Source organism: Exiguobacterium sp. s152, from assembly GCF_018618335.1.
Classification (GTDB): Bacteria; Bacillota; Bacilli; order Exiguobacteriales; family Exiguobacteriaceae; genus Exiguobacterium; species Exiguobacterium chiriqhucha.
In genome coordinates this window covers 1-19,292 of sequence record NZ_JACSLX010000017.1, presented here as the reverse complement: position 1 = coordinate 19,292, position 19,292 = coordinate 1, and the positions used below count along the sequence as shown (strand labels likewise).

General features: G+C 45.1%; 15 protein-coding genes. 11 read left to right on the top strand and 4 right to left on the bottom strand.

The genetic code is table 11. The features are described from left to right. Window positions 1-687: 687 nt before the first annotated feature. The 8 genes from KNP72_RS15290 (at window position 688) to KNP72_RS15255 (ending at window position 8,812) form a co-directional block, all read left to right on the top strand. Window positions 688-2,124 (top strand): hypothetical protein, encoded by a 1,437-nt coding sequence (locus tag KNP72_RS15290; protein WP_214834347.1) that lies wholly within the window; start codon window positions 688-690, stop codon window positions 2,122-2,124. Between the two features lie 850 nt (window positions 2,125-2,974). Then, window positions 2,975-4,039, top strand: coding sequence for a hypothetical protein (locus KNP72_RS15285; RefSeq protein WP_214834344.1), 1,065 nt, complete (start codon window positions 2,975-2,977; stop codon window positions 4,037-4,039). Window positions 4,040-4,743: 704 nt separating this feature from the next. Beyond that, window positions 4,744-5,526 (top strand): ParA family protein, encoded by a 783-nt coding sequence (locus KNP72_RS15280; protein WP_251129060.1) that lies wholly within the window; start codon window positions 4,744-4,746, stop codon window positions 5,524-5,526. Then, on the top strand, window positions 5,523-6,212 hold the full coding sequence (locus tag KNP72_RS15275) for a DUF3102 domain-containing protein (protein WP_214834342.1): 690 nt from the start codon (window positions 5,523-5,525) through the stop codon (window positions 6,210-6,212). Before KNP72_RS15280 ends, KNP72_RS15275 begins: the two co-directional genes overlap by 4 nt. After that, window positions 6,209-6,985, top strand: coding sequence for a ParA family protein (locus KNP72_RS15270; protein ID WP_214834339.1), 777 nt, complete (start codon window positions 6,209-6,211; stop codon window positions 6,983-6,985). The genes KNP72_RS15275 and KNP72_RS15270 overlap by 4 nt, the downstream gene beginning before the upstream one ends. Then, window positions 6,982-7,785 (top strand): hypothetical protein, encoded by an 804-nt coding sequence (locus tag KNP72_RS15265; protein ID WP_214834337.1) that lies wholly within the window; start codon window positions 6,982-6,984, stop codon window positions 7,783-7,785. The genes KNP72_RS15270 and KNP72_RS15265 overlap by 4 nt, the downstream gene beginning before the upstream one ends. A gap of 86 nt (window positions 7,786-7,871) precedes the next feature. Then, window positions 7,872-8,429, top strand: a complete 558-nt coding sequence (locus KNP72_RS15260; RefSeq protein ID WP_214834334.1) for a DUF6036 family nucleotidyltransferase — start codon at window positions 7,872-7,874, stop codon at window positions 8,427-8,429. 32 nt (window positions 8,430-8,461) lie between these two features. Beyond that, window positions 8,462-8,812, top strand: coding sequence for a hypothetical protein (locus KNP72_RS15255; RefSeq protein ID WP_214834331.1), 351 nt, complete (start codon window positions 8,462-8,464; stop codon window positions 8,810-8,812). A 187-nt stretch (window positions 8,813-8,999) separates the two neighbouring features. On the opposite strand, the gene KNP72_RS15250 is transcribed toward KNP72_RS15255, so the two are convergent. From KNP72_RS15250 to KNP72_RS15240, 3 genes are all read right to left on the bottom strand, one after another. Then, entirely contained in the window at window positions 9,000-9,746 is a 747-nt protein-coding gene (locus KNP72_RS15250) for a hypothetical protein (RefSeq protein WP_214834328.1), read from the bottom strand. A gap of 270 nt (window positions 9,747-10,016) precedes the next feature. Further along, a complete protein-coding gene (locus KNP72_RS15245; protein WP_214834325.1) occupies window positions 10,017-10,835 on the bottom strand; it encodes a hypothetical protein in 819 nt (272 codons plus the stop codon). Window positions 10,836-10,885: 50 nt separating this feature from the next. After that, on the bottom strand, window positions 10,886-11,371 hold the full coding sequence (locus KNP72_RS15240; protein WP_214834323.1) for a hypothetical protein: 486 nt from the start codon (window positions 11,369-11,371) through the stop codon (window positions 10,886-10,888). 263 nt (window positions 11,372-11,634) lie between these two features. Between KNP72_RS15240 and KNP72_RS15235 the strand changes: the two genes are divergently transcribed. From KNP72_RS15235 to KNP72_RS15225, 3 genes are read left to right on the top strand one after another with little or no spacing between them, the layout of a single operon-like run. After that, window positions 11,635-13,227: a type I restriction-modification system subunit M gene (locus tag KNP72_RS15235; RefSeq protein ID WP_214834320.1), complete on the top strand. Its 1,593-nt coding sequence runs from the start codon at window positions 11,635-11,637 to the stop codon at window positions 13,225-13,227. Beyond that, window positions 13,217-14,449: a restriction endonuclease subunit S gene (locus KNP72_RS15230; protein ID WP_214834317.1), complete on the top strand. Its 1,233-nt coding sequence runs from the start codon at window positions 13,217-13,219 to the stop codon at window positions 14,447-14,449. Before KNP72_RS15235 ends, KNP72_RS15230 begins: the two co-directional genes overlap by 11 nt. Window positions 14,450-14,473: 24 nt before the next feature. Continuing rightward, complete coding sequence (locus KNP72_RS15225; RefSeq protein WP_214834314.1) at window positions 14,474-17,641, top strand: type I restriction endonuclease subunit R, EcoR124 family; 3,168 nt, start codon at window positions 14,474-14,476, stop codon at window positions 17,639-17,641. A 268-nt stretch (window positions 17,642-17,909) separates the two neighbouring features. Here KNP72_RS15225 and KNP72_RS15220 read toward each other — a convergent pair whose 3' ends face one another. Next, window positions 17,910-18,821 (bottom strand): STM4504/CBY_0614 family protein, encoded by a 912-nt coding sequence (locus KNP72_RS15220; RefSeq protein ID WP_214834311.1) that lies wholly within the window; start codon window positions 18,819-18,821, stop codon window positions 17,910-17,912. Window positions 18,822-19,292: the final 471 nt, after the last annotated feature.

The window sequence follows — 19,292 nt, the reverse complement described above, 5'->3', positions numbered from 1 at the left end:
GGCAAGTCCTTTTTCTTTTCTAAAATAGGAGTGCAGAGTTGTGTACGTTTCCGTTGCACACTTCTGCACTCCTATTTTGCATTACACAACCCTCAATTCTTTTTAGTTTTTGTTTTTCAAAAGTGTGCGCCGGCGCACACTTTCAGGTCGATATTTCTTATCATTGGTCCCTCTCCAACTCTGTCTGCATACCAACCCTCAATTCTTTTAGTTTTTGTTCTTCAAAAGTGTGCGCCGGCGCACACTTTCAGGTCGATGTTTCTAATCATCGGTCCCTCTCCAAACTCATCTGCATACCGATCCTCAATTCTTTCTGGTTTTCGTTCTTCAAAAGTGTGCGCCGGCGCATACTTTTCTAAATGCTTATAAGCTTCATGAACAAACAAATTCGAACATGCTAAGTCCGCTTTTCATTTAAAACTGATCAATTTATTTTAAATAATTCCAAAAAAAATCAAGAGCACTGACACATCATGATGCTTAGTTGTTTGTAAAGTATCTTTATTTTCTTTTATTGTCGAAGACAGAGTGAAAGAATAAGAAATCGCCTTATCTACAATATTTATATTCTAAAAGTGTGCGCCGGCGCACACTTTTCTGAAAACTACGGTATTTGAAATAATTTAAATTGGATAAAAAAATATGCCTTAATTTGTGCTATATTTATCCTTAGAAGAGGTGATCAATATGGAGACTCAATCAACCTCCAATGGCCGCTCGCAACAACTCATCATTTCTCAAGCGGTCACGGCTATTCAAAGGCATCGTATGGAGGAGATTCTCCACAGCGTGTCTATCTTTGATATCCAGGAATTCGTCACGACACTTTATCAAGAGCACTATCAATTCGAAAATTTAGAGGCTTCTTATAAGAAGATACGTTATCATTCATTCAACAAGCTAAAGAAGCGATGGGTGCAGGCTGCCATCCGAAACTACGAAGAGGGGCGTGGCCCGAAGAAAGAATTGCGTGCCCGGTTCGAGATGATTACCGCATATCATCATTTGGTCGGCCCTGAAGCCTTCCTGAAAGAGTTTCACGTGAAAACCATCGAAGGTTATATGCAACAATGCATCCTAGAATTGAAAGAATGGGCTGAGAATCCGAATCTGTTAATCCATACGTATCCTTACTGGTCCCAAAAGACGGTAAATCAGAAAAAGACCTCACTCAAGACGGATGTTTTGATGATCCTGTGGGAGGTCGCCAAAGAAGTAGACCTCAACCAACCGACTGCGCACCACTCTCCGACGCTCGCCGTCGATATCCCGTTCTTCGGTATGTCGGACCGCATCAAGAACCAGACAGACCTGTTGGATGAGAAACTGAACGAAGCGTCGCAGCTGAATCTCGAGCTTCAAAACTATGACACGGTCATCCCGAAATACAAGAAGGGGATTCCCGACCACCTCTCTGTCCTCGTCAGCAAAGAGTTCATCCAAGAATTGAACGGGAAAGTGCCTGATCTCGACTCGAAAGATTTCGAGGCCTTCACAGAGATTCTCGCGTACCGGGACATGACGTTCCAGACAAGCCGTAAAATCATCTTCCCGCTCTCGCAGCTCGTCAAGAAGCTGTATGCGAACGACAGTGGAAAAAGCTACGATTTGACGACGCAACGTCTCATGAAGCTCGGTTATTATCGGGTCGCAGGACACAACGAGGACGGGGACTTCTTCATCCGAGGCCTGTTCTCCTCGGTGACCATTAAAAATGCGACGACATTAGCCGAGAGCCAGGTCATCGTCACGGTCAGTGAGGAAATCTACGACGACCTGTTGAAACAACAGATCGTCAGCATCTACGGGGAACAGATCGAACAGTTGAAAGGCAGTTTTGCCTATCATCTGGCCTTCGTCCTACAAAAAGAGCGGATGAGCTCCATTCAGACCGGGGAGCAGCAACCCGTCCGTAGGCACTGGCGTCAGTTCACATATTCGATTCGATTCAACAAGGTCCGAAAGGCCGATAACCTGAAAGAGCTTGAGTTGAATCTGGATCGAATCAAGGAACATGATTTCATCCTGAAGGAATGGCATCGCTCTGGTGATTATTATTTCTTCACCTTCTACCCGTTGGAGTCATGGGAATTGCCAGGTCATGCGGACACATTACTGTTATAACTATAATCGCGCAGAACCCAGTCTAGCTGGGTTCTTTTCAATTGATTTACTCCATTGTTTCACATGAATCACGATGATTCGAATTTAACAGTGAAGTCGGAACCAACACGTCCAATGATTTCGAGTATCGTCGGACATCTTGAATTATATCTTCTCTTGTAACGTACCAAACTTACACTTTCCTCTCATTCTTCTTAAAAAATGGCGCTGGTTTGAATCTATCTCCCCTAAATCTTCATCTTAAGATTCGATAGATGTTCAATCAAATCGCCTTTCTTGGTGAATATGGCTTTCCTTTATATCAGATTTCAACGATTTTGGTAAAAGGTGACCGTACCAAACTTGCACTTTTCGTTTTTTGGTAACAGATGACCGTACTGAAAGTGCATTTTCTTATTTTGGTCACGAAACACCGTACAGAAACTACATTTTTATCGATTCATCGCTATTTAGAAAATAAATTTTTAAGACTCTTATTGCCTTTTTGGTAACAGATGACCGTACTGAAACTACATTTCCTTCTCTTTTGGTAACAAACGACCGTACCAAACTTACACTTTTACTTTTTTGGTAACAAAACACCGTACCAAAACTACACTTTTCTCCTTTCCATCTAAAAAAATCTACTCCATTCTCTAAAGGAATGGCGCTATAGAGCGGATGAATCAATTTTGGTAACAAATGACCGTACTGAAAATGCATATTTTTGTCGGTTCAAAATGGCTTTATATCAACGTATTTTTCATTTTGGTAACAAAACACCGTACTGAAAACGCACTTTGACACTATCTTGAAAGAGCTGGATACTGAAACTAGCATATTTTAGGTTAGGGGAGGTGTGGGAGAGATGATGGAAACGAATCGACATATTTTAATCGCCAATAAACTATTGGTCGCGATGAGCGGATTGACGCGTTGGACGAAACGCCCAGATCACTATCGTTACGAGCAGCATCACTATAACATTCCGGCCTGTTTCACGGCCTTCAAATGGACCAAGTCTCGAATCCGCCATATTCTCTCCATTCTCGCCTATGCCGATGACCAAGGGAAAGTCGAATTCATTGAAGACCACATGGTCGCGAATTTTGCATGCACGTCGGTCCGCTCCCTACATAACAACTTGAAGACCTTCGAACAGAATGGGCTCATGACGGTCGTACGTCACTTCCCAGGAGTGATCTCAATCCAATTGACGGATTACCTTGAAAACTATCGTGATTTGTTTGTGGACGGTGCAACGGTCGATTCGAAGACCGGGTATACGTCTGTTTGGCACGGTCTCTTGTCCGAACTGATCGCACTCGATAATGTGAATACGTTGCGACTCGCGCTACGGACAATCGTCCAGGTCGAGAAAGATGTTCATGTCCAGTCAAATGAACAAGCCATCCTGACCTACGATGAGATCAAAGGATTCCTTCCTAAATACTGTGGCCATAAGCTCGCCATCCAAAAGATGATGTCTGGTCTTACATTCCTTCAGGTCTCGCTTGTCGAAGACAGTAAGCATTTCTTGAACATGGTCAAACAAAATGTCTCACTCAAGAAACGAGTCCAAGACGTGACGCGCCCCCTCTTACTCGAAGTTCAGCTCTCGGCTGCGCAAGACAGTAAGCAGATCAAAGAGAAAGACCGCTCGGAAGTTCAACTCCTGTGGTTCGAATTGCGCAAGCGAGTAGGGGAATTCTTCGACTTTGATGCACTCAAAGTCAACCGTGACTCACTCTTCTCGATGAGCGATACATTCGGGGCCGAGACATTCAAACGGGTCGTCGAAGAGTTAAAACAGGCATTCCTACACCATCGTGAGGACTTGGTCCACTCGAGCACCCATAAGCTGTTCTTTGAGGAGCCAATTTTCTATCTTCACCAACGACTAAAAGAGAACCAGGCAAAATTGGCTATCGCATGATGGTCTATTTGTCATGTTCATTTTTGAAAATATATATGAAAACGACCCATTTTTTCAGGTATTTCCTTCTGTTTATATTGTTTCTCATTCGTTCTAAGTCATCATTGCATACTGAATCTGCTTTTTTTTACTTTTAGGAAAAAAATCAAACCAAGTAGTTAAGTAATCAAGGATTTACTGAATTAAATCCTCTCTTGTTTTTTAATTCTCAAATCAGAGTTGAAAAAAAATGAACCTTTGTGAACGAAACGATGGCCCTTTTGAAATATCTCTTTTCACTTAAATCGTCAGAAGGATTGGTATGACTAGATTGAGAGACCCTCTTCTTTTTCTAATTCTATTAATCTTTATTTAACTCTCTCTAATCTATTTATATTTTTTTAACTCAGAAGAATATGGTTTTATCTCTTCTTCTATTATTTAAATCATATCCAGATGTGCCAAGTATTTCTTCTATAGAAAAGATCTACAAATATGAATGACGTTCACAACAGGAACTTTGTATAAATACATAGTCCAAAAATGTCTCTGTATACAATTCGACGTCGAAACGTATACAGAAAATATTTAGATGCAAAAATCGTATACAAACCAAAAATATTATTGTATACATATTCGTATTGAATTTATCAGTGTCTTTGCTGTTTTTGTGTTGAATGGAAAGAGTGAATGTGACATGATATGAAAGACAAAGGGGAGAAAAGATGAACATACTAACGTTTTACATATCGAAAGGTGGATCAGGCAAGACGACCTGTTCTTTGAATATGGCTTACGCCTTGGGTGAGCTGGGACAACGAGTCCTCATCATTGATTTGGATCCCCAAGGCTCGCTCAGTAAGTTGATGTTAAAAGAATCCGATACGATCAAGTATATGACGATGTTTGATGTACATACACGGAATCTCGATATCCGAGAAGTCCTGTTTGATGATGAAACGTATCACGTGAGTCTTCTCCCCTCGAATGAACGAAATGCGAGGTTGATCAATTTAATCTCTGAGCAAGACAAGCTCTTCCTATTAAAGGACATGATTGCACCACTCGAGGATGAGTTTGATTGGATCATCTTAGACTCGGTCCCATCAATCAATGAACTCTCGAAAGTCGTGCTTTCGACGTCAAATATGACGGTCATCCCATTCATGCCGAAGAAGCTCGTGTTCGATCAACTCGCGAGTACGGTCCGTACTGTTCAAAAAGTGAAAAAATTCTATAATCCAGAACTTGTCATCACGGGTATTCTTCCCGTCGCCATGGATGCTTCGTTAAAGGCAGATAAAGAATACTATGAAGCAATGGAAGCCATAGCGAAGGAAGAGGCAATAGAGATCCTTCCGATGGTCAAACGATCCACCTTCATCGAGAAAGCTGCCGATAGTGGGAAAAGTGTCATCCAGTACCGCTCCAAGGAATCGAAGATGCTCGCTGAACCGTTTCGACTATTGGCCAAGCAAGTCGTTCGACAGGCAGGTGAGACGTCATGAAGGCACGGAACCGAAACATTCATAAAATCAAACCGAGTGAGCAGCATCCGTATCAGAGCGGTTTGACGAATATCAGTACACTCGTTCAAAAACTTCCGGTGTCGAAAGAAGTCGAAGATCTCGTCCATGAAATCAACGAGCTCTCAAAAGTTCAAACGATTTCTGTATTCGAGATCGGGAAGCGGCTCGTCATCGCCCGTTCTGAGATGCATGACAAAAAAGAATGGATCGGTTTCCTCGAAGCCGTTTCGATGTCGAGTTCTCTTGCATCCCGGTATATCAAAGCCTATGAGACGTTACATCCACTCGAAGCATCACTTGCGAGCCTCCCGGCTTCCAAGCTGTTTGAATTGATGTATCTCGACAACGTTGAAGAAGTCGTCGAACAGGGACTCTATATCGACGGCGAGTCTCGGGGTGTCGACGAATTGACGGTCAAACAAATCCGCGAGGCCCGTAAAACACGTGAGCCTGCCCAACAAGTCAAAGTCAGCCCGTTTCAAAAAACGAAGAAACCATCTGCGGTTCTTTCGGCACGAATCCCGTCGGATCTGTCCGATCAGTTCCAACAGTATGCGCATGCACAAAACAGGAGTGTAAGTGAGCTGTTGACGGAAATTATCGAGCGGACCGTGAACGACAATATCATCGACGTTACAGACGAGAAGCGAGGAGACGAATCATGAAGAAAATCGCATTGTACAATCGAAAGGGCGGTGTCGGGAAATCGACGACGACCATCAATTTGGCTCATGCCTATGCTCGTGACGGATTACGTGTCCTCGTCATCGACGCGGACGACCAGGCGTCTTCGACGAATGGGCTCGGTCTGACAAACGATTATGAAGGCAAGGTCTTACTCGATTGCCTCCTTGAAGAGAATGATCCATTCTATACACCAATCGAACAGGTGATCGTGACGTGCGAGTATGAGACGGGAACGGTCTATCTTGTCCCGACAAGGCGCTCAGCTTCCCCGAGTGACCTGACAAGCCAGATCGGGTATGAGTATCGCCTCAGCGAAGAACTTACCAAAATCGACGAATTGTTTGATATCTGTTTGATTGACTGTCCAGGATCGACTTCGGCGCTCAACCCATACGCTCGCTGCGCACTTGTCGCGCAGGACCGGATTGTGATGCCTGTCCAGATGCAGAAGTTCTCGATGGATGCTGTCTACTCCGCACCTGAAGAATTGGAAGAGATGAAACGCTTCCGGGAAGACATCCATATCGCAGCGTTCATCCCGACAATGGTGAGCGCCCGTTCAAAAGGGGATGTCACGACAGTCGAGGAACTTGAAGAACTCGGAAAAGAAGTTGGTATCCCGATTTTGACGACGATACCTTACGCGGTGAAGGTACAGACACTACAACGGGAGTCTCGTCCGGTCATTGATCACAAGAGCCCAGCAACCGACGCCTATCTATTACTTGCTCAGGAGGTACTTGCTTTATGACACGCAACCGAAAGAAACATACGCCTAAAATCTCGACGTTCAGTGCCAACCTTCCGGTGAATCAGAATCAACAAGCGGCGGATAGCCGTACGGAACAAGTCGAGGCCGTAAAAGAGTTCTCTGCGACGACGACCGTGTCGAACCCTTATCAGGCCCTCCCAGCGACGGGGTTGTCACGTATCATTACGAAGAAGCTTCCCGAGGACATGGACGGGATCGTTCAATATTACAACCACATCGATGCGATTCAAGCGACTAGTTTTGTCGAAAAGTGTCGTATACTTGCCCATGCGAACAGTCTATTCCGTGATCCTGAAACAAAAAAAGAGTTCCAAAAAGAACAAGGAACTTGGAAAGACTTTTTAAACAAAATTGGAATGTCACACCCTCAAGTCAGTCGCTTCGTCTCCTTTTGGAACACATTCGGTCCAAACATTTTAGAAAAGACCATCGAACAAGATTTCAGTGCGACAAAACTTGCTGAGTTGTTGTCGTGGCCAGAAGATCCAAAGCTCGCGTTACTTGAGAATAAAAAATACTACACTGCTTCAGGAGACAAGACGGTGTACGAGATGACACGTGAAGAACTCCGTGAAGTGAAACGGATGTTGATTGAGCGTCAGGAACAACGAGTGCTCGAAGTCGAAACTAAATCTGTGAAGCCAATGCGTGTACAGATTCGTTTTGCTGATTTGACAGATCCTTTATACGTCGGATTAACGCAAGCCGCGCAAAAAGAACACGTGTCAGAAGATGAGATTATCCGGCGGGCTCTCAGTGCCTATTTAAATACGAATTAAATTGAGAGATGTGAAATACATCATGGCCCACGAAGACTCCTAACATACCGGATCAGAGTGGGTCATTTTCATTAGGAGGGACATACATGACTTACTCCAATCAATACAAGGACGTTGAAAGTATTATCGATACCTTGCTCGTGCTTGATACGTTTTGCGCCTCAAGAGACATCGAAGTCGAATTTGTCGTGGTTGGCGCATCAGGGATTCTTCTCTTCATTGAAATGATGAATAAAGATGCCGAGTATCGTCCTACGCGAGATGTTGATATTCGCGTGACGGAGGGTGTTGTGACGCCTGAATTGAAAGAAGCACTTCATGAATACGAAATTGAAATTGTCGAAGGGGTGATTCAGTTCCCACCTCGTGAAGACTTTAGAGAAAATGAATTCCGTCATAAGATTGAAGGTCTGTTCGAGGCGATTGATGTATATATCCCTGACATTGAACTCTTAGCATGTACCAAGATCTTCTCCTCTCGCCAAAAGGATCTAGAGGATCTCGAAAAGACGAATCTATTGGAACTTTGCGATAAAGAAAAACTGCTTGATCTTGTAGAGGAATACAAGGGTAACATGACGTGGGACGATCCATTTTGTAACGTGCATGACTTAAGTCGAATTTTTCAGGAAAAGGGTATATAATAAATCAAAAGAAGAGTAGAGGAGGGTGACCGATGACAGACAGCAATCATGTACGTCTGCAAAGCGAGCTAGCGGATGAACTGAATCGTATGCAGGCAGGCGGGACAAGCTATCGCTTAGAGACGGCTCAATTGGCCCTGGCATTAAGTCGTCATGTATCGGTCCCTGAATCGCTACGTGACCGAGAAATGGCTCGCCAGTATGTTCGATCTTCACTGCATGATTTACAGGACGACCGGGCAGAGGATGTGGCAAAAATGCTTAGTATGGCAGCACGGCGTGCCTACAACACTCCTGAAAGTACGTTCTCGGTAGATATGAAAGTGAAATTAGAAGAAAAGCGTAATCGATTCAAGATGCGTGGATTGCGGGTAAAATCTTAATTGGACCAAATGGAGTCATTTTTATACTCTCATGAGGTTATGGTTCTACGTGCGTAGGAAGCATCTTTGGTCAAGTCATTGAACATGTATCATACGATTTCTGCGAACCGTTAAATCCTTACTTTGTAATAAATATAAGGGTACTAGATTTAGTCACTGGTTGACTCAATCTAGTACCCTTTTCGTATCATTGTTTATTTTGTTGGGTGTTCCGCTCCCGCAAGACCGCGAGCTCGACCTGTTCCTGTAACCGGTTCTCGAACGCCTCTTTTTCACGACGGAGAAGCTGCACTTCCAAATGAAGTTTTTGGTTCTCCTCTTCGAGTTGGTCGCTTCGTCGCGTTCGTGCCTTCAACTCGTCAAGCGTGTCCATCAGGTTCTGGTTTTGACGATTGAGCTGGCTGCGCTCTAGCTCGAGCTTCTTGACGTCTTCTTCTAAATTAAAGACCAACTTCTTCTGAGCCTTCAGTTCCTCTTTGAAAGAAGCACGTTCGGTCTCGAGGGCGTCCTGAGCGTTTTGTTTCTCGGCGAACAGGAGCTCCACTTGATGTTGAAGTGGAATTAATTCCTGGTCGTGGGCCGCGACTTGACGCTCATAGTCCTCTTTGAGCTGTTCCGACTCTATGATGATGCTTTGCTCAAGGTCATGAATCGTCTTTTGATAGCGCGAACAGATCCGTTCGTGTTCCTTTGATTGAAGCTCGAGCCGCGTGGCTCGTTCATTGAAAAGGGCCAGCACTTGATTCAATGCAGCCTGGAGAGCATCGTTCTCCTCACTGATCAATGGGTCTGGCACCTGTTTATCAGCCAAGGTGATCAGTTCTTCAAACAATTGATTCGTCGACAGCTGCCGCTGTTCCGACAACCGCTGGATGTGTTCTTTTACCTCTTGTGAGACTCGAAAAGAGGTCACTTTGGTTTCATTAGACTGCACAGCATTCACCACTTTACCATTTGATAGATTTCTCATTTGAACGCATGTTGACTCGCATTCATCTCACTTCCATTTTCGCGTATTTACTACGTAAACACAAGACGAGGCATTGCTGACAAGCCTAATACATTTCGACGTCGAAATGTATACATTTTAAAGTGTTCTCGTCACTTTTGATTAGATATGACCATATGTCAAGGACTCTGTATACACAAACTCCGGATTGATCAGGAGGCATTAATACCGAGACTAGACGGTTCGAGATCGAGGTTACGAAGGTCTCGATGAACGCCTCAAGGAATCTTCCAACAACCGGGACTCTTCTAACAGTTCTTTCAACGTATCGCTATATGGATTCAATGAGATTTGAGTATGTCCGATGCTTCCGTAACTGAACGAACGTTGCATCAACACACCCAGGAATGTCAGCTTGTCTGTACTTGTGTAAAACGAGACGAATTCCGGGTCATCGCTTAACCTCGCCAAGAGAGCAGCTTCTCGTTCTTGAGGGGGAAGTTGTTGAAAGACTGGATCACCGATCGATTGATAATAAGCGTCACAAGCGTAAAGTGGAGTAAATTTATGTTCGAGAGCAGCCGCGTGGTCATAGATGAGTTCAAAATGGCGAAGATCGTTATCATTCACTTGTGACAGAAGATGCAAGAAGAAAGCGGACTCACTGCTTGCGGCGAGTTCTGGCCGGGCAAAAACTTTCGCAGAGTAGATGGCCAATAGAATGGTCGCCTGATAAGAGTGATTGGTCTCCGAAATCTCTTTGGCACGGGCGATGAACAGTTTGACGACATCATCGCGTGTCTTGAACTCGTCCATGAGCCAGGACATGTTCTCGAGGGTCATATCGCCCTCCGAATACAGTTTCCATGCGAGATAGTCCATGAAGCGGCGCCGGTATTTCACGTAGGGAGATTTTGCGAGCTCGTCGGAAAAATTGACCGAGAGAAGTTTGAGTGGATTGGTTACTATTTCAAAAGCAAGGGCTCCGTAATGACCGAGTGACGAGGCAGACTCTAAGACAAGTTGAGGGGCATATTTGACGACTTTGCGGACCGGTTTTCGTTTCTTTCCCATGTGGCATCCTCACACCTTTCTGTAGGGGCTGGTCAATAAACGATTGGACGTCAACAGTGGCCGAACAATTTTTTGAGGGAACGCCACTTCGTCGGATAGGCATTGCTGCCGCTATAGGAACGAGTCTCCTCCCCCGTCTTACAAACCTCCAACTTCCACTGCGTCCCATCGTGAGTGATTGTTTCTGTTTCTACGAACAGCTCCGGCCAGAGTTGCGTCTTAAAGGAATTGAATTTCTTTAAGACTCTTGCAGAGTCATCCTGGTTGTACCAACCGGATTCTATCCGTTGTTCCTCGCCAAACGTTTGAAGGATGAACAGTTCTCGTTTAACGAAGCCGTTCGAATAGAAAGTCAAAATGGATTCGTTATAAACGCCAAAACTCCCGATCCATAGCGTCACTTTCATGATAGGGTCTGTTAGTGTTAATTCACTAAGCGGAATGGTTGGCTCTAAAGCTAAAGACTGCCGACGTTTGTTCTTTAATTCTGATTCCTCAAATTTCTTCTTGTCGAGAGAATTATCTTTTTTGTGCATCCTAATTCCTCCTAATTACGTAAGTTTAAAATCTTGAGAAAATCAGTTGAAATTGCGAGTTATATATTTGTATAGAACATAGGAGGTAGCGACCCAGAATGACTAATTCATGAGTATTCTCTATTATAAGTTGGATTAAACGAAATGGTGTGTAAAATATTGGGTAAGGCTCTGCTTTCGGAAGTCTAGCAGAAACGTTATAATTCTTAGTGTGGAATAATTTTTTATCACTAAACTTCGAATATTAGACAGGAGAAATAGACATGTCAGCATTGAACCAAAAACTGTTCAGCGCAGCGGACAACCTTCGCAGCAAAATGGACGCCTCGGAATATAAGAACTACCTGCTAGGTCTCATCTTCTATAAGCATCTCTCAGACAAGCTCTTGGAGAAGGTGGTAGTGAGCGCGGACGCCTCGCTAGAGGAATATGACACGCAGAAGAAACAGACGGAATTTTATATAGAGCTGATGTCGGATGATGAGATCAAGGATGACTTGATTGAGACATTGGTCGACACGCTCGGTTACGACATTGCACCGGGGTATCTTTTTAACGTCTTAGCTGACCATGCACAGCAAAATATCTTCCAATTGAACGACCTCAACAAGGCGTTCGTCGAGTTGGCCTCAAAATATGAGCAGTTCAACGGTTTGTTCGATGACGTCGATTTGACGTCGAAGAAACTTGGCTCAGATGATCAGCAACGGAATATCACCATCACCGAAGTGTTAAAGAAGTTGGCTCATGTCGATTTAGTTGGCTATGGTGGCGATGTCATCGGGGATGCGTACGAGTTCTTAATCAGCCAATTCGCCTCAGAGGCAGGAAAGAAAGCGGGCGAATTCTATACGCCACACCAAGTCTCAGACATGATGGCCCGAATCGTTGCAATCGGACAAGAAGACAAGAAACTCTTCAGTGTCTTTGACCCGACGATGGGTTCCGGCTCACTCATGTTGAACGTTCGGAACTATCTAAACTATCCGGACAGCGTCAAGTATCACGGACAAGAATTGAACACGACGACGTTCAACTTGGCGAAGATGAACTTGATCCTTCATGGTGTCGACAGTGAGGACATGCGCCTACGTAACGGGGACACGTTGAACAAGGACTGGCCGACAGATGAGCCGTACACGTTCGACTCGGTCCTTATGAACCCTCCGTACTCGGCAAAATGGTCAGCAGACGATACGTTCCTCGATGATTCACGTTTCAACCGATACGGCAAGTTGGCACCGAAGACGAAAGCAGACTTTGCCTTCCTCCTTCATGGTTTCTATCACTTGAAAGACTCCGGGACGATGGCAATCGTCTTACCTCATGGGATTCTTTTCCGTGGTGCAGCAGAAGGTGTCATTCGGAGGAAGTTGTTGGAGGATGGCAGTATTGATGCGGTCATCGGATTACCAGGAAACATGTTCTTTGGTACATCGATTCCGACAACGGTCGTCATCTTGAAGAAGAATCGTGAGACGCGTGATGTACTCTTCATCGATGCGAGTCGAGAGTTTGAAAAAGGTAAAAATCAGAACAAACTTACGACTGAACACATTAATCGAATCGTTGAAACATATAAAAAGCGTGAGGCTGTAGAAAAATATGCTTATGTCGCAAGTTTTGATGAGATTAAAGAGAATGACTTCAACCTCAATATCCCGAGATATGTCGATACGTTTGAAGAGGAAGAACCAATCGATTTGGCAACAATCGGGAGCGAGTTAAAAGCAGTCCGTGAGAAGAAAACAGAGCTAGAATCGAGTCTGTTTGAGATGATTTCGTCACTTCAATATGACGAAGAAGATGCAGAATGGATCAAAGGAGCGTTAGAGGTGTTTAACTATGAAAAATAATATTCCAGCGATTCGATTTCCTGAATTTACACTAGGGTGGAAGAGCACAACCTTGAATAAGGTCACAAATATTATCGGTGGAGGTACGCCTGATACAAAAGAGCCTACTTACTGGGATGGTGAAATTGATTGGTATTCGCCTTCTGAAATCGGAAAAAAAATCTATGCCGATGGTAGTGTGCGTAAAATTACTCAATTAGGCTTAGAAAAAAGTTCAGCAAAAATATTACCTGCAAATAAAACGATATTATTTACTTCTAGGGCGGGTATTGGTGATACGGCCATTTTAAAAAAAGATGGGGCTACAAATCAAGGCTTTCAATCTCTAGTCGTTCACGATAATTGTGATGTTTACTTTCTATACTCCATGAACAATAAAATCAAAAGTTATGCGCTGAAAAATGCCTCGGGATCAACCTTTTTAGAGATATCAGGAAAAAATCTAGGTGTAATGCCGATGTTAATCCCTTCGCCAGAGGAACAAACTAAAATCGGAACATTTTTTAAAAGCTTAGATGACACGATTTATCTTCATCAGCAAGAACTTGAAGCCCTCAAACAAACCAAACAAGGTTTCTTGCAAAAAATGTTTCCTAAAGACGGAGAGAACGTTCCGCAAATTCGTTTCAATGAATTTAGTGAACCTTGGACACAGATTGAATTTGGAAAAGTAATTAAACTTGTTGGAGGAGCTACACCTTTAAAAGAAAATAAGGAATATTGGAACGGGGATATTGTTTGGCTCTCTTCTCAAGAAATAAAAAACAAATACGTTTCAAAAGGAACTTATTTAATTACGGAACAAGCTGTAAAAGATAATCGGACTAAAGTTGTTTCGGAAGGAACCCCACTCATCGTCACACGAAGCGGAATATTAGCTAAGAGATTCCCTATTAGTATTTCTTTGAATGAAGTTGCTATAAATCAGGATATTAAAGCACTTATCTTTGACAGAGAAAGATTTGACACCGAGTTTATTGTTGCAGAGATAAAGTCTAAGGAATTATACATTTTAAATAATATTGTGAAGACGGGTACTACTGTACAATCTGTTAATCTCCCTGATTTAAATCGTATGAATTTGCACATTCCAGAATATGCGGAACAACTCAAAATCGGTAAATTCTTCAGAGAACTGGACGAAGTCATCGATTTGAAAGAAAAAGAGCTCGAGGCTCTTAAAGAAACGAAGAAGGGCTTCCTTCAAAAGATGTTCGTATAATTTAATGAGACGAAAAGGGGAATCGTGGTGAAGACGAAACATAGTGATGAACTCGCAGTCGAATATCGACTAATCGAGGTGCTCGGTGAAGGGCACAACCAATGGAACTATCGACCGGACTTAAAATCGGAGGCGGACCTTTGGAACAACCTCCGACATAAGATCACGCGCAACAACCTATCTGAGATCGGGGAGCATCCGATCACGGACAAGGAGTTCGATACCATCAAGACGGAGCTCCTCTCGAAGACGCAGACACCGTTCGACGCGGCACGCTGGTTGAAAGGAGAGAACGGCATCGCCCGCATCACCATCGAGCGGGAAGATGCCTCGCTCGGCTCGATGTCACTCATCCTCTATTCGAACCGTGACATCGGGGGTGGCATCTCGACGTATGAGGTCGTCCATCAGATCGCCAAGCAGAAGGTGGACGAGGACGGGCGTGACCGTCGTTTCGATGTGACGCTCCTCATCAACGGCCTCCCGATCGTCCAAATCGAGTTGAAGAAGGTGACGGCGAAGGACGGGGTCTATCAGGCGCACAACCAGATCAAGAAGTATGCGGAAGAGGGGTTGTTCCGTAACAACATCTTCTCGACGCTTCAGCTGTTCGTCATCTCGAACGAACAGACGACGCGCTATTTCGCGAACGCGCTCCCGAAGGACATGCATCGGAAGTTCGTCTTCAGCTGGCGCACGACCGACAACCGAAAAGTCGACAACCTATACGAGTTCGTGAAACAGATGTTGAACATCCCGGACGCGCACCGCTTGATCGCAAACTACACAATCGTCAGCGAAGACCAGGACAACAAGGCGCTCATGGTCTTACATCCGTATCAGATCCACGCCATTGAGGCACTTTTTGCATCGGCAGCGCGACATGAGTCGGGATTCGTCTGGCACGCGACCGGGTCCGGGAAGACGTTGACGAGCTTCGTTTCGACGAAACTCCTCGCTCGGAAGCCCGGGGTCGACCGGACCATCATGTTGATCGACCGGAAGGACCTCGACAGCCAGACGACGAGCGAGTTCACGAAGTTCGCCTCGGAGTTCAACACCGGTATCTCGTCGGGGAACGCCGCAGCCAACAGTCTGATCGTCGGGACGTCGAGCTCGAAAAAGCTGAGCGAGACGCTCCTGTCCGACACGAACTCGAATACGGTCATCATCACGACGCGTCAGAAGCTCGAGGCGGCGCTCCGGATCGCACAGAAGCAGGAAGAGGAGAAGGGCACACACCGCTTCCAAAAACTTATCGGACAACATATCGTCTTTGTCGTCGACGAGTGTCATCGGGCGCTTAGCGCAGAGGGGATGGAGGCTATCAAAGGCTTCTTCCCGAACTCGACCTGGTTCGGGTTCACCGGCACACCGATCTTCAATGAGAACAAGAAGCAGGCGCAAGGCCAGCTCGCCCGTACGACCCGTGACCAGTATGGGGAGCTACTCCATTCGTACACGATCAAGAACGCGCTCGAGGACGGAGCCGTGCTCGGCTTCCAGGTCGAGCATGAGGACACGATCGAACCGACCTCGCTGAACAACCGCATCTTCAGCATCCTACGTCAGGACGAGAGGCATGCCGACCTTTCCGACAACGAGTTGAACGAGCTCATCGACCGAATGGACGCGATGGAGAAGGAGAAGCATATCCCGAACGACCTGTACGAGCGGGACGAGCATATCCAGAAGGTCATCCATAAGATGTTCCGCCCGGACAACGCCTACACGAAGTTCGACTTCAAGAACGGTCGTCCACAGAAGTCGGCCATCCTGACCACGAGCTCGATTGCGATGGCGAAACGGTATTATCAGGCCATCCAGACGATAAAGCAGGACCCGGACTGGATGACGAACGAGTTCGCGGGACACCCGATCCGGAAGGGACGCACCATCGAGGACCCGGACTTCCCACGCATCGCCATCACGTACTCGATGCAGGAGAACGAAGACAACTCGAAGCAGGTCGAGGACGAGATGCGACAGGTCATCCGTGACTATAACACTTATTACGGGACGGCATGGTCAATCGAGGACATCGAGCGCTACAACGGGGACATCAACAACCGTCTCGCGCGCAAGAAGGCCGAGTTCAAGGAGTTCGGGAACCAGATCGACCTCGTCATCGTCGTCGACCGACTGCTCACCGGCTTCGATGCGCCGACCATCCAGACGCTCTTCGTCGACCGGAACCTGAGCTATGCGAACCTGATCCAGGCGTTCTCCCGAACGAACCGGACGTATCCGGATAAGACGAAAGGGTTGATCGTGACGTTCCGGAAGCCGGCGCTGATGGAAAAGAACGTCCAAGATGCGACCCGCCTCTATTCGAATGACAATGATGACTCGAGCCTCGTCTATCCGACGTACGAGGAGTCGAAGAAGCGATTCAAGAAAGCGCATAAGGCGCTGCTTGAATTGGCTGCCGAGCCTGGTGAGATTGATGAACACTCGACGTTAGAGGAGCGAGTCGAGTACGTCAAAGCATTCCAGGAGCTGAGCAACGCTTTCGAGGCACTCGTCACCTACGACGAGTATAACGATGATATGGAGAAATCGAAGACCCTCCAGGACCAAGTGAAGACGGTCGAGGATTTCGTTGGCAGTTACAATACGGTCAAAGGCTCATTACTGGAAAAGCCTGACCCTGACGATGGAGACCCGGACAACACGCCTGATTTCTCGGATATCGAGTTCTTTGGGGACAATACGGCGAGGCTCTATGATGTCGACTCGAGCTATATCGACAAGTTGCTCGGCACCTATTCGGCCAATAATGCCGACGTCCGTTCTGAAATCGAGAAGGCGCTCCAGAAGTTAAACAAGTCTGAGGTCGTCAAAGAAGTATACCGAGCCATCTTGAATGCGATTGATGGCGGCGAGATCGAGGAAGATGACATCTTCACACTGAAACGAAGCTATTTCACAGGCGCCTACGAACAAGCCGTCCGTGATTTTGCTGAGATGTGGTTTGTGGAGGAACGAGAACTATATGCCTCGGCTGTTCAATATAATATCGGCGCCGATCCGATTCCAAACATCGGTGGCATCATCAACAGCAAAGACTTCGCAAGTTATAAGGAAGCAAATCCCGAAGCTTTGCCATTAAAGTATGGTCCGGCGATGAAACGAGAATGGCGAATCACGTTAGACGAGACCGTCATCCCACTTAGTCAAGAGCTTCGCTAAAAAATCAAAGTCACAAGACCAGGATACGGTCTTGTGACTTTTTATGTTTTGAAGCAATAAATTGTCCAATTCCTGTGCTTTATCAAGCCTCTCAACAGTCTCGTTTGAAAAAATAAAATATGATTAACAGAGTGACGACTTGTTAAAAAACTATCTTGATTTTTGCACTTGTAAACATGTTTTCATGATGAATACTCCTTTTTGAGTGATAATTGATAAGGTCATGATGATGAAGGTACATAATTGATTTAAGCTTGAGATAATCAGTCTATTTCTGAGATTCGTTATATATTTTAATCAAAATGGTTATGTTCGCCCCAGCTAGGTTGAGAGCGTATTGGGTCAGGTAATCCGGGGTATTGACAATCGTCGCGCCCTGACCGTGTCCTGTGTTATTGTTTCTGACTGTTGGCAGTCCATCCAGCGTCGCCCGAAGTGAGGTCAGCTGGGTTTGATAATAGCTTGGAAGGAACTCATTGTCGAAAAGTGTCTGAATGAGTGCGGCGGCTGTTCCCTTTCCTGTCGACCACCCATTGGCTTGGCAAATGGTTTTCATCGTGCTCTCGAACGCCTTAGCGGCGGAAGTGATGGCAGCTTTATTGTCACCATCACGGTATTGTCCATGTGCCTCTAAATACTCATCTAAAGGTCCTGCGAATTGAGCGCTATGCATGAGTAGGAGTGCTGGCTTAATTGCCTCCATATGGAGTAGGGTAGAGTCGATTTTGATGAATTGGTCCTCCACAAATTCTAGTCCGACTCCGTTCTCTCGGAATCGCATGTTCAAGGTCTCAATCGTTTTGAGTCCAGCTAAACGGTGATCAACAGCGAATTTAAAGAGTAGCTCGATCATATCGACGACCCAGTCACTTTCTTTGCAATCTAATAAGAACATTATACAGGATTGAATAGAATTACTGGGATCGCTTCCGCAACCAGGAGCATCAGAAAAATCAAGAAGACCATGTTCAGCACAAATGTATTGTCGAACTTCTGCAAATAGCATAGGTTGGTTTAAACGGTACAATGCGTTGGATGATGTGTTATAACCATGACCAGTTTCAATCTGATAAACATCCACCAATAAATGATAGATTTGCTTTCGAAGACGGTCGGGTAGAGTATTGTCATAAGGAAATATCTCAATTTCTTTTTGGTTGTTTCGCTTTGAAAAGAGCATGTCTTTTCCCCCATTATTTATTTTTCATAGTTCGTAGTAAGTTTTCTAGTATAAAGAAGAATGCTCTAATAATTTCTGAAGGTGATTACAAAATGACGAAAGCAATCGTTACATTCTCTGTTTCCAGTATACGACAATTGACTTATATAAAAAAAGAACCTTATAATACCCAAAATATATCTAAACGTGAACGACTTATTCTTTTTATGATTTGAAGATATTGACGTACTGCAACTTTTGGCTGGTACATTGCCTTTAATTCCTGATTCTATTGTTTTAACTGATACATCTATAAAAGCAGCAAAGGATTTTACGTCAGCAACCGCCAGGGCGTTAGTCCATCGATTGTTCCACGTGGATGATTGCCTCGAACGGTACATGAATGATTCCGTCCCGCTGATTGGCCAGCTCGACGGTCCGCTCCATATAGTTCGTCCGGTGCACAAAACCCTTGAATCGTTTCATCTCCCG

Excerpts from the sequence above, each read along its gene's own strand:
- KNP72_RS15290 (WP_214834347.1), top strand. The coding sequence starts at position 688 with ATGGAGACTCAATCAACCTCCAATGGCCGCTCGCAACAACTCATCATT.
- KNP72_RS15285 (WP_214834344.1), top strand. The coding sequence starts at position 2,975 with ATGGAAACGAATCGACATATTTTAATCGCCAATAAACTATTGGTCGCG.
- KNP72_RS15280 (WP_251129060.1), top strand. The coding sequence starts at position 4,744 with ATGAACATACTAACGTTTTACATATCGAAAGGTGGATCAGGCAAGACG.
- KNP72_RS15275 (WP_214834342.1), top strand. The coding sequence starts at position 5,523 with ATGAAGGCACGGAACCGAAACATTCATAAAATCAAACCGAGTGAGCAG.
- KNP72_RS15270 (WP_214834339.1), top strand. The coding sequence starts at position 6,209 with ATGAAGAAAATCGCATTGTACAATCGAAAGGGCGGTGTCGGGAAATCG.
- KNP72_RS15265 (WP_214834337.1), top strand. The coding sequence starts at position 6,982 with ATGACACGCAACCGAAAGAAACATACGCCTAAAATCTCGACGTTCAGT.
- KNP72_RS15260 (WP_214834334.1), top strand. The coding sequence starts at position 7,872 with ATGACTTACTCCAATCAATACAAGGACGTTGAAAGTATTATCGATACC.
- KNP72_RS15255 (WP_214834331.1), top strand. The coding sequence starts at position 8,462 with ATGACAGACAGCAATCATGTACGTCTGCAAAGCGAGCTAGCGGATGAA.
- KNP72_RS15245 (WP_214834325.1), bottom strand. The coding sequence starts at position 10,835 with ATGGGAAAGAAACGAAAACCGGTCCGCAAAGTCGTCAAATATGCCCCT.
- KNP72_RS15240 (WP_214834323.1), bottom strand. The coding sequence starts at position 11,371 with ATGCACAAAAAAGATAATTCTCTCGACAAGAAGAAATTTGAGGAATCA.
- KNP72_RS15235 (WP_214834320.1), top strand. The coding sequence starts at position 11,635 with ATGTCAGCATTGAACCAAAAACTGTTCAGCGCAGCGGACAACCTTCGC.
- KNP72_RS15230 (WP_214834317.1), top strand. The coding sequence starts at position 13,217 with ATGAAAAATAATATTCCAGCGATTCGATTTCCTGAATTTACACTAGGG.
- KNP72_RS15220 (WP_214834311.1), bottom strand. The coding sequence starts at position 18,821 with ATGCTCTTTTCAAAGCGAAACAACCAAAAAGAAATTGAGATATTTCCT.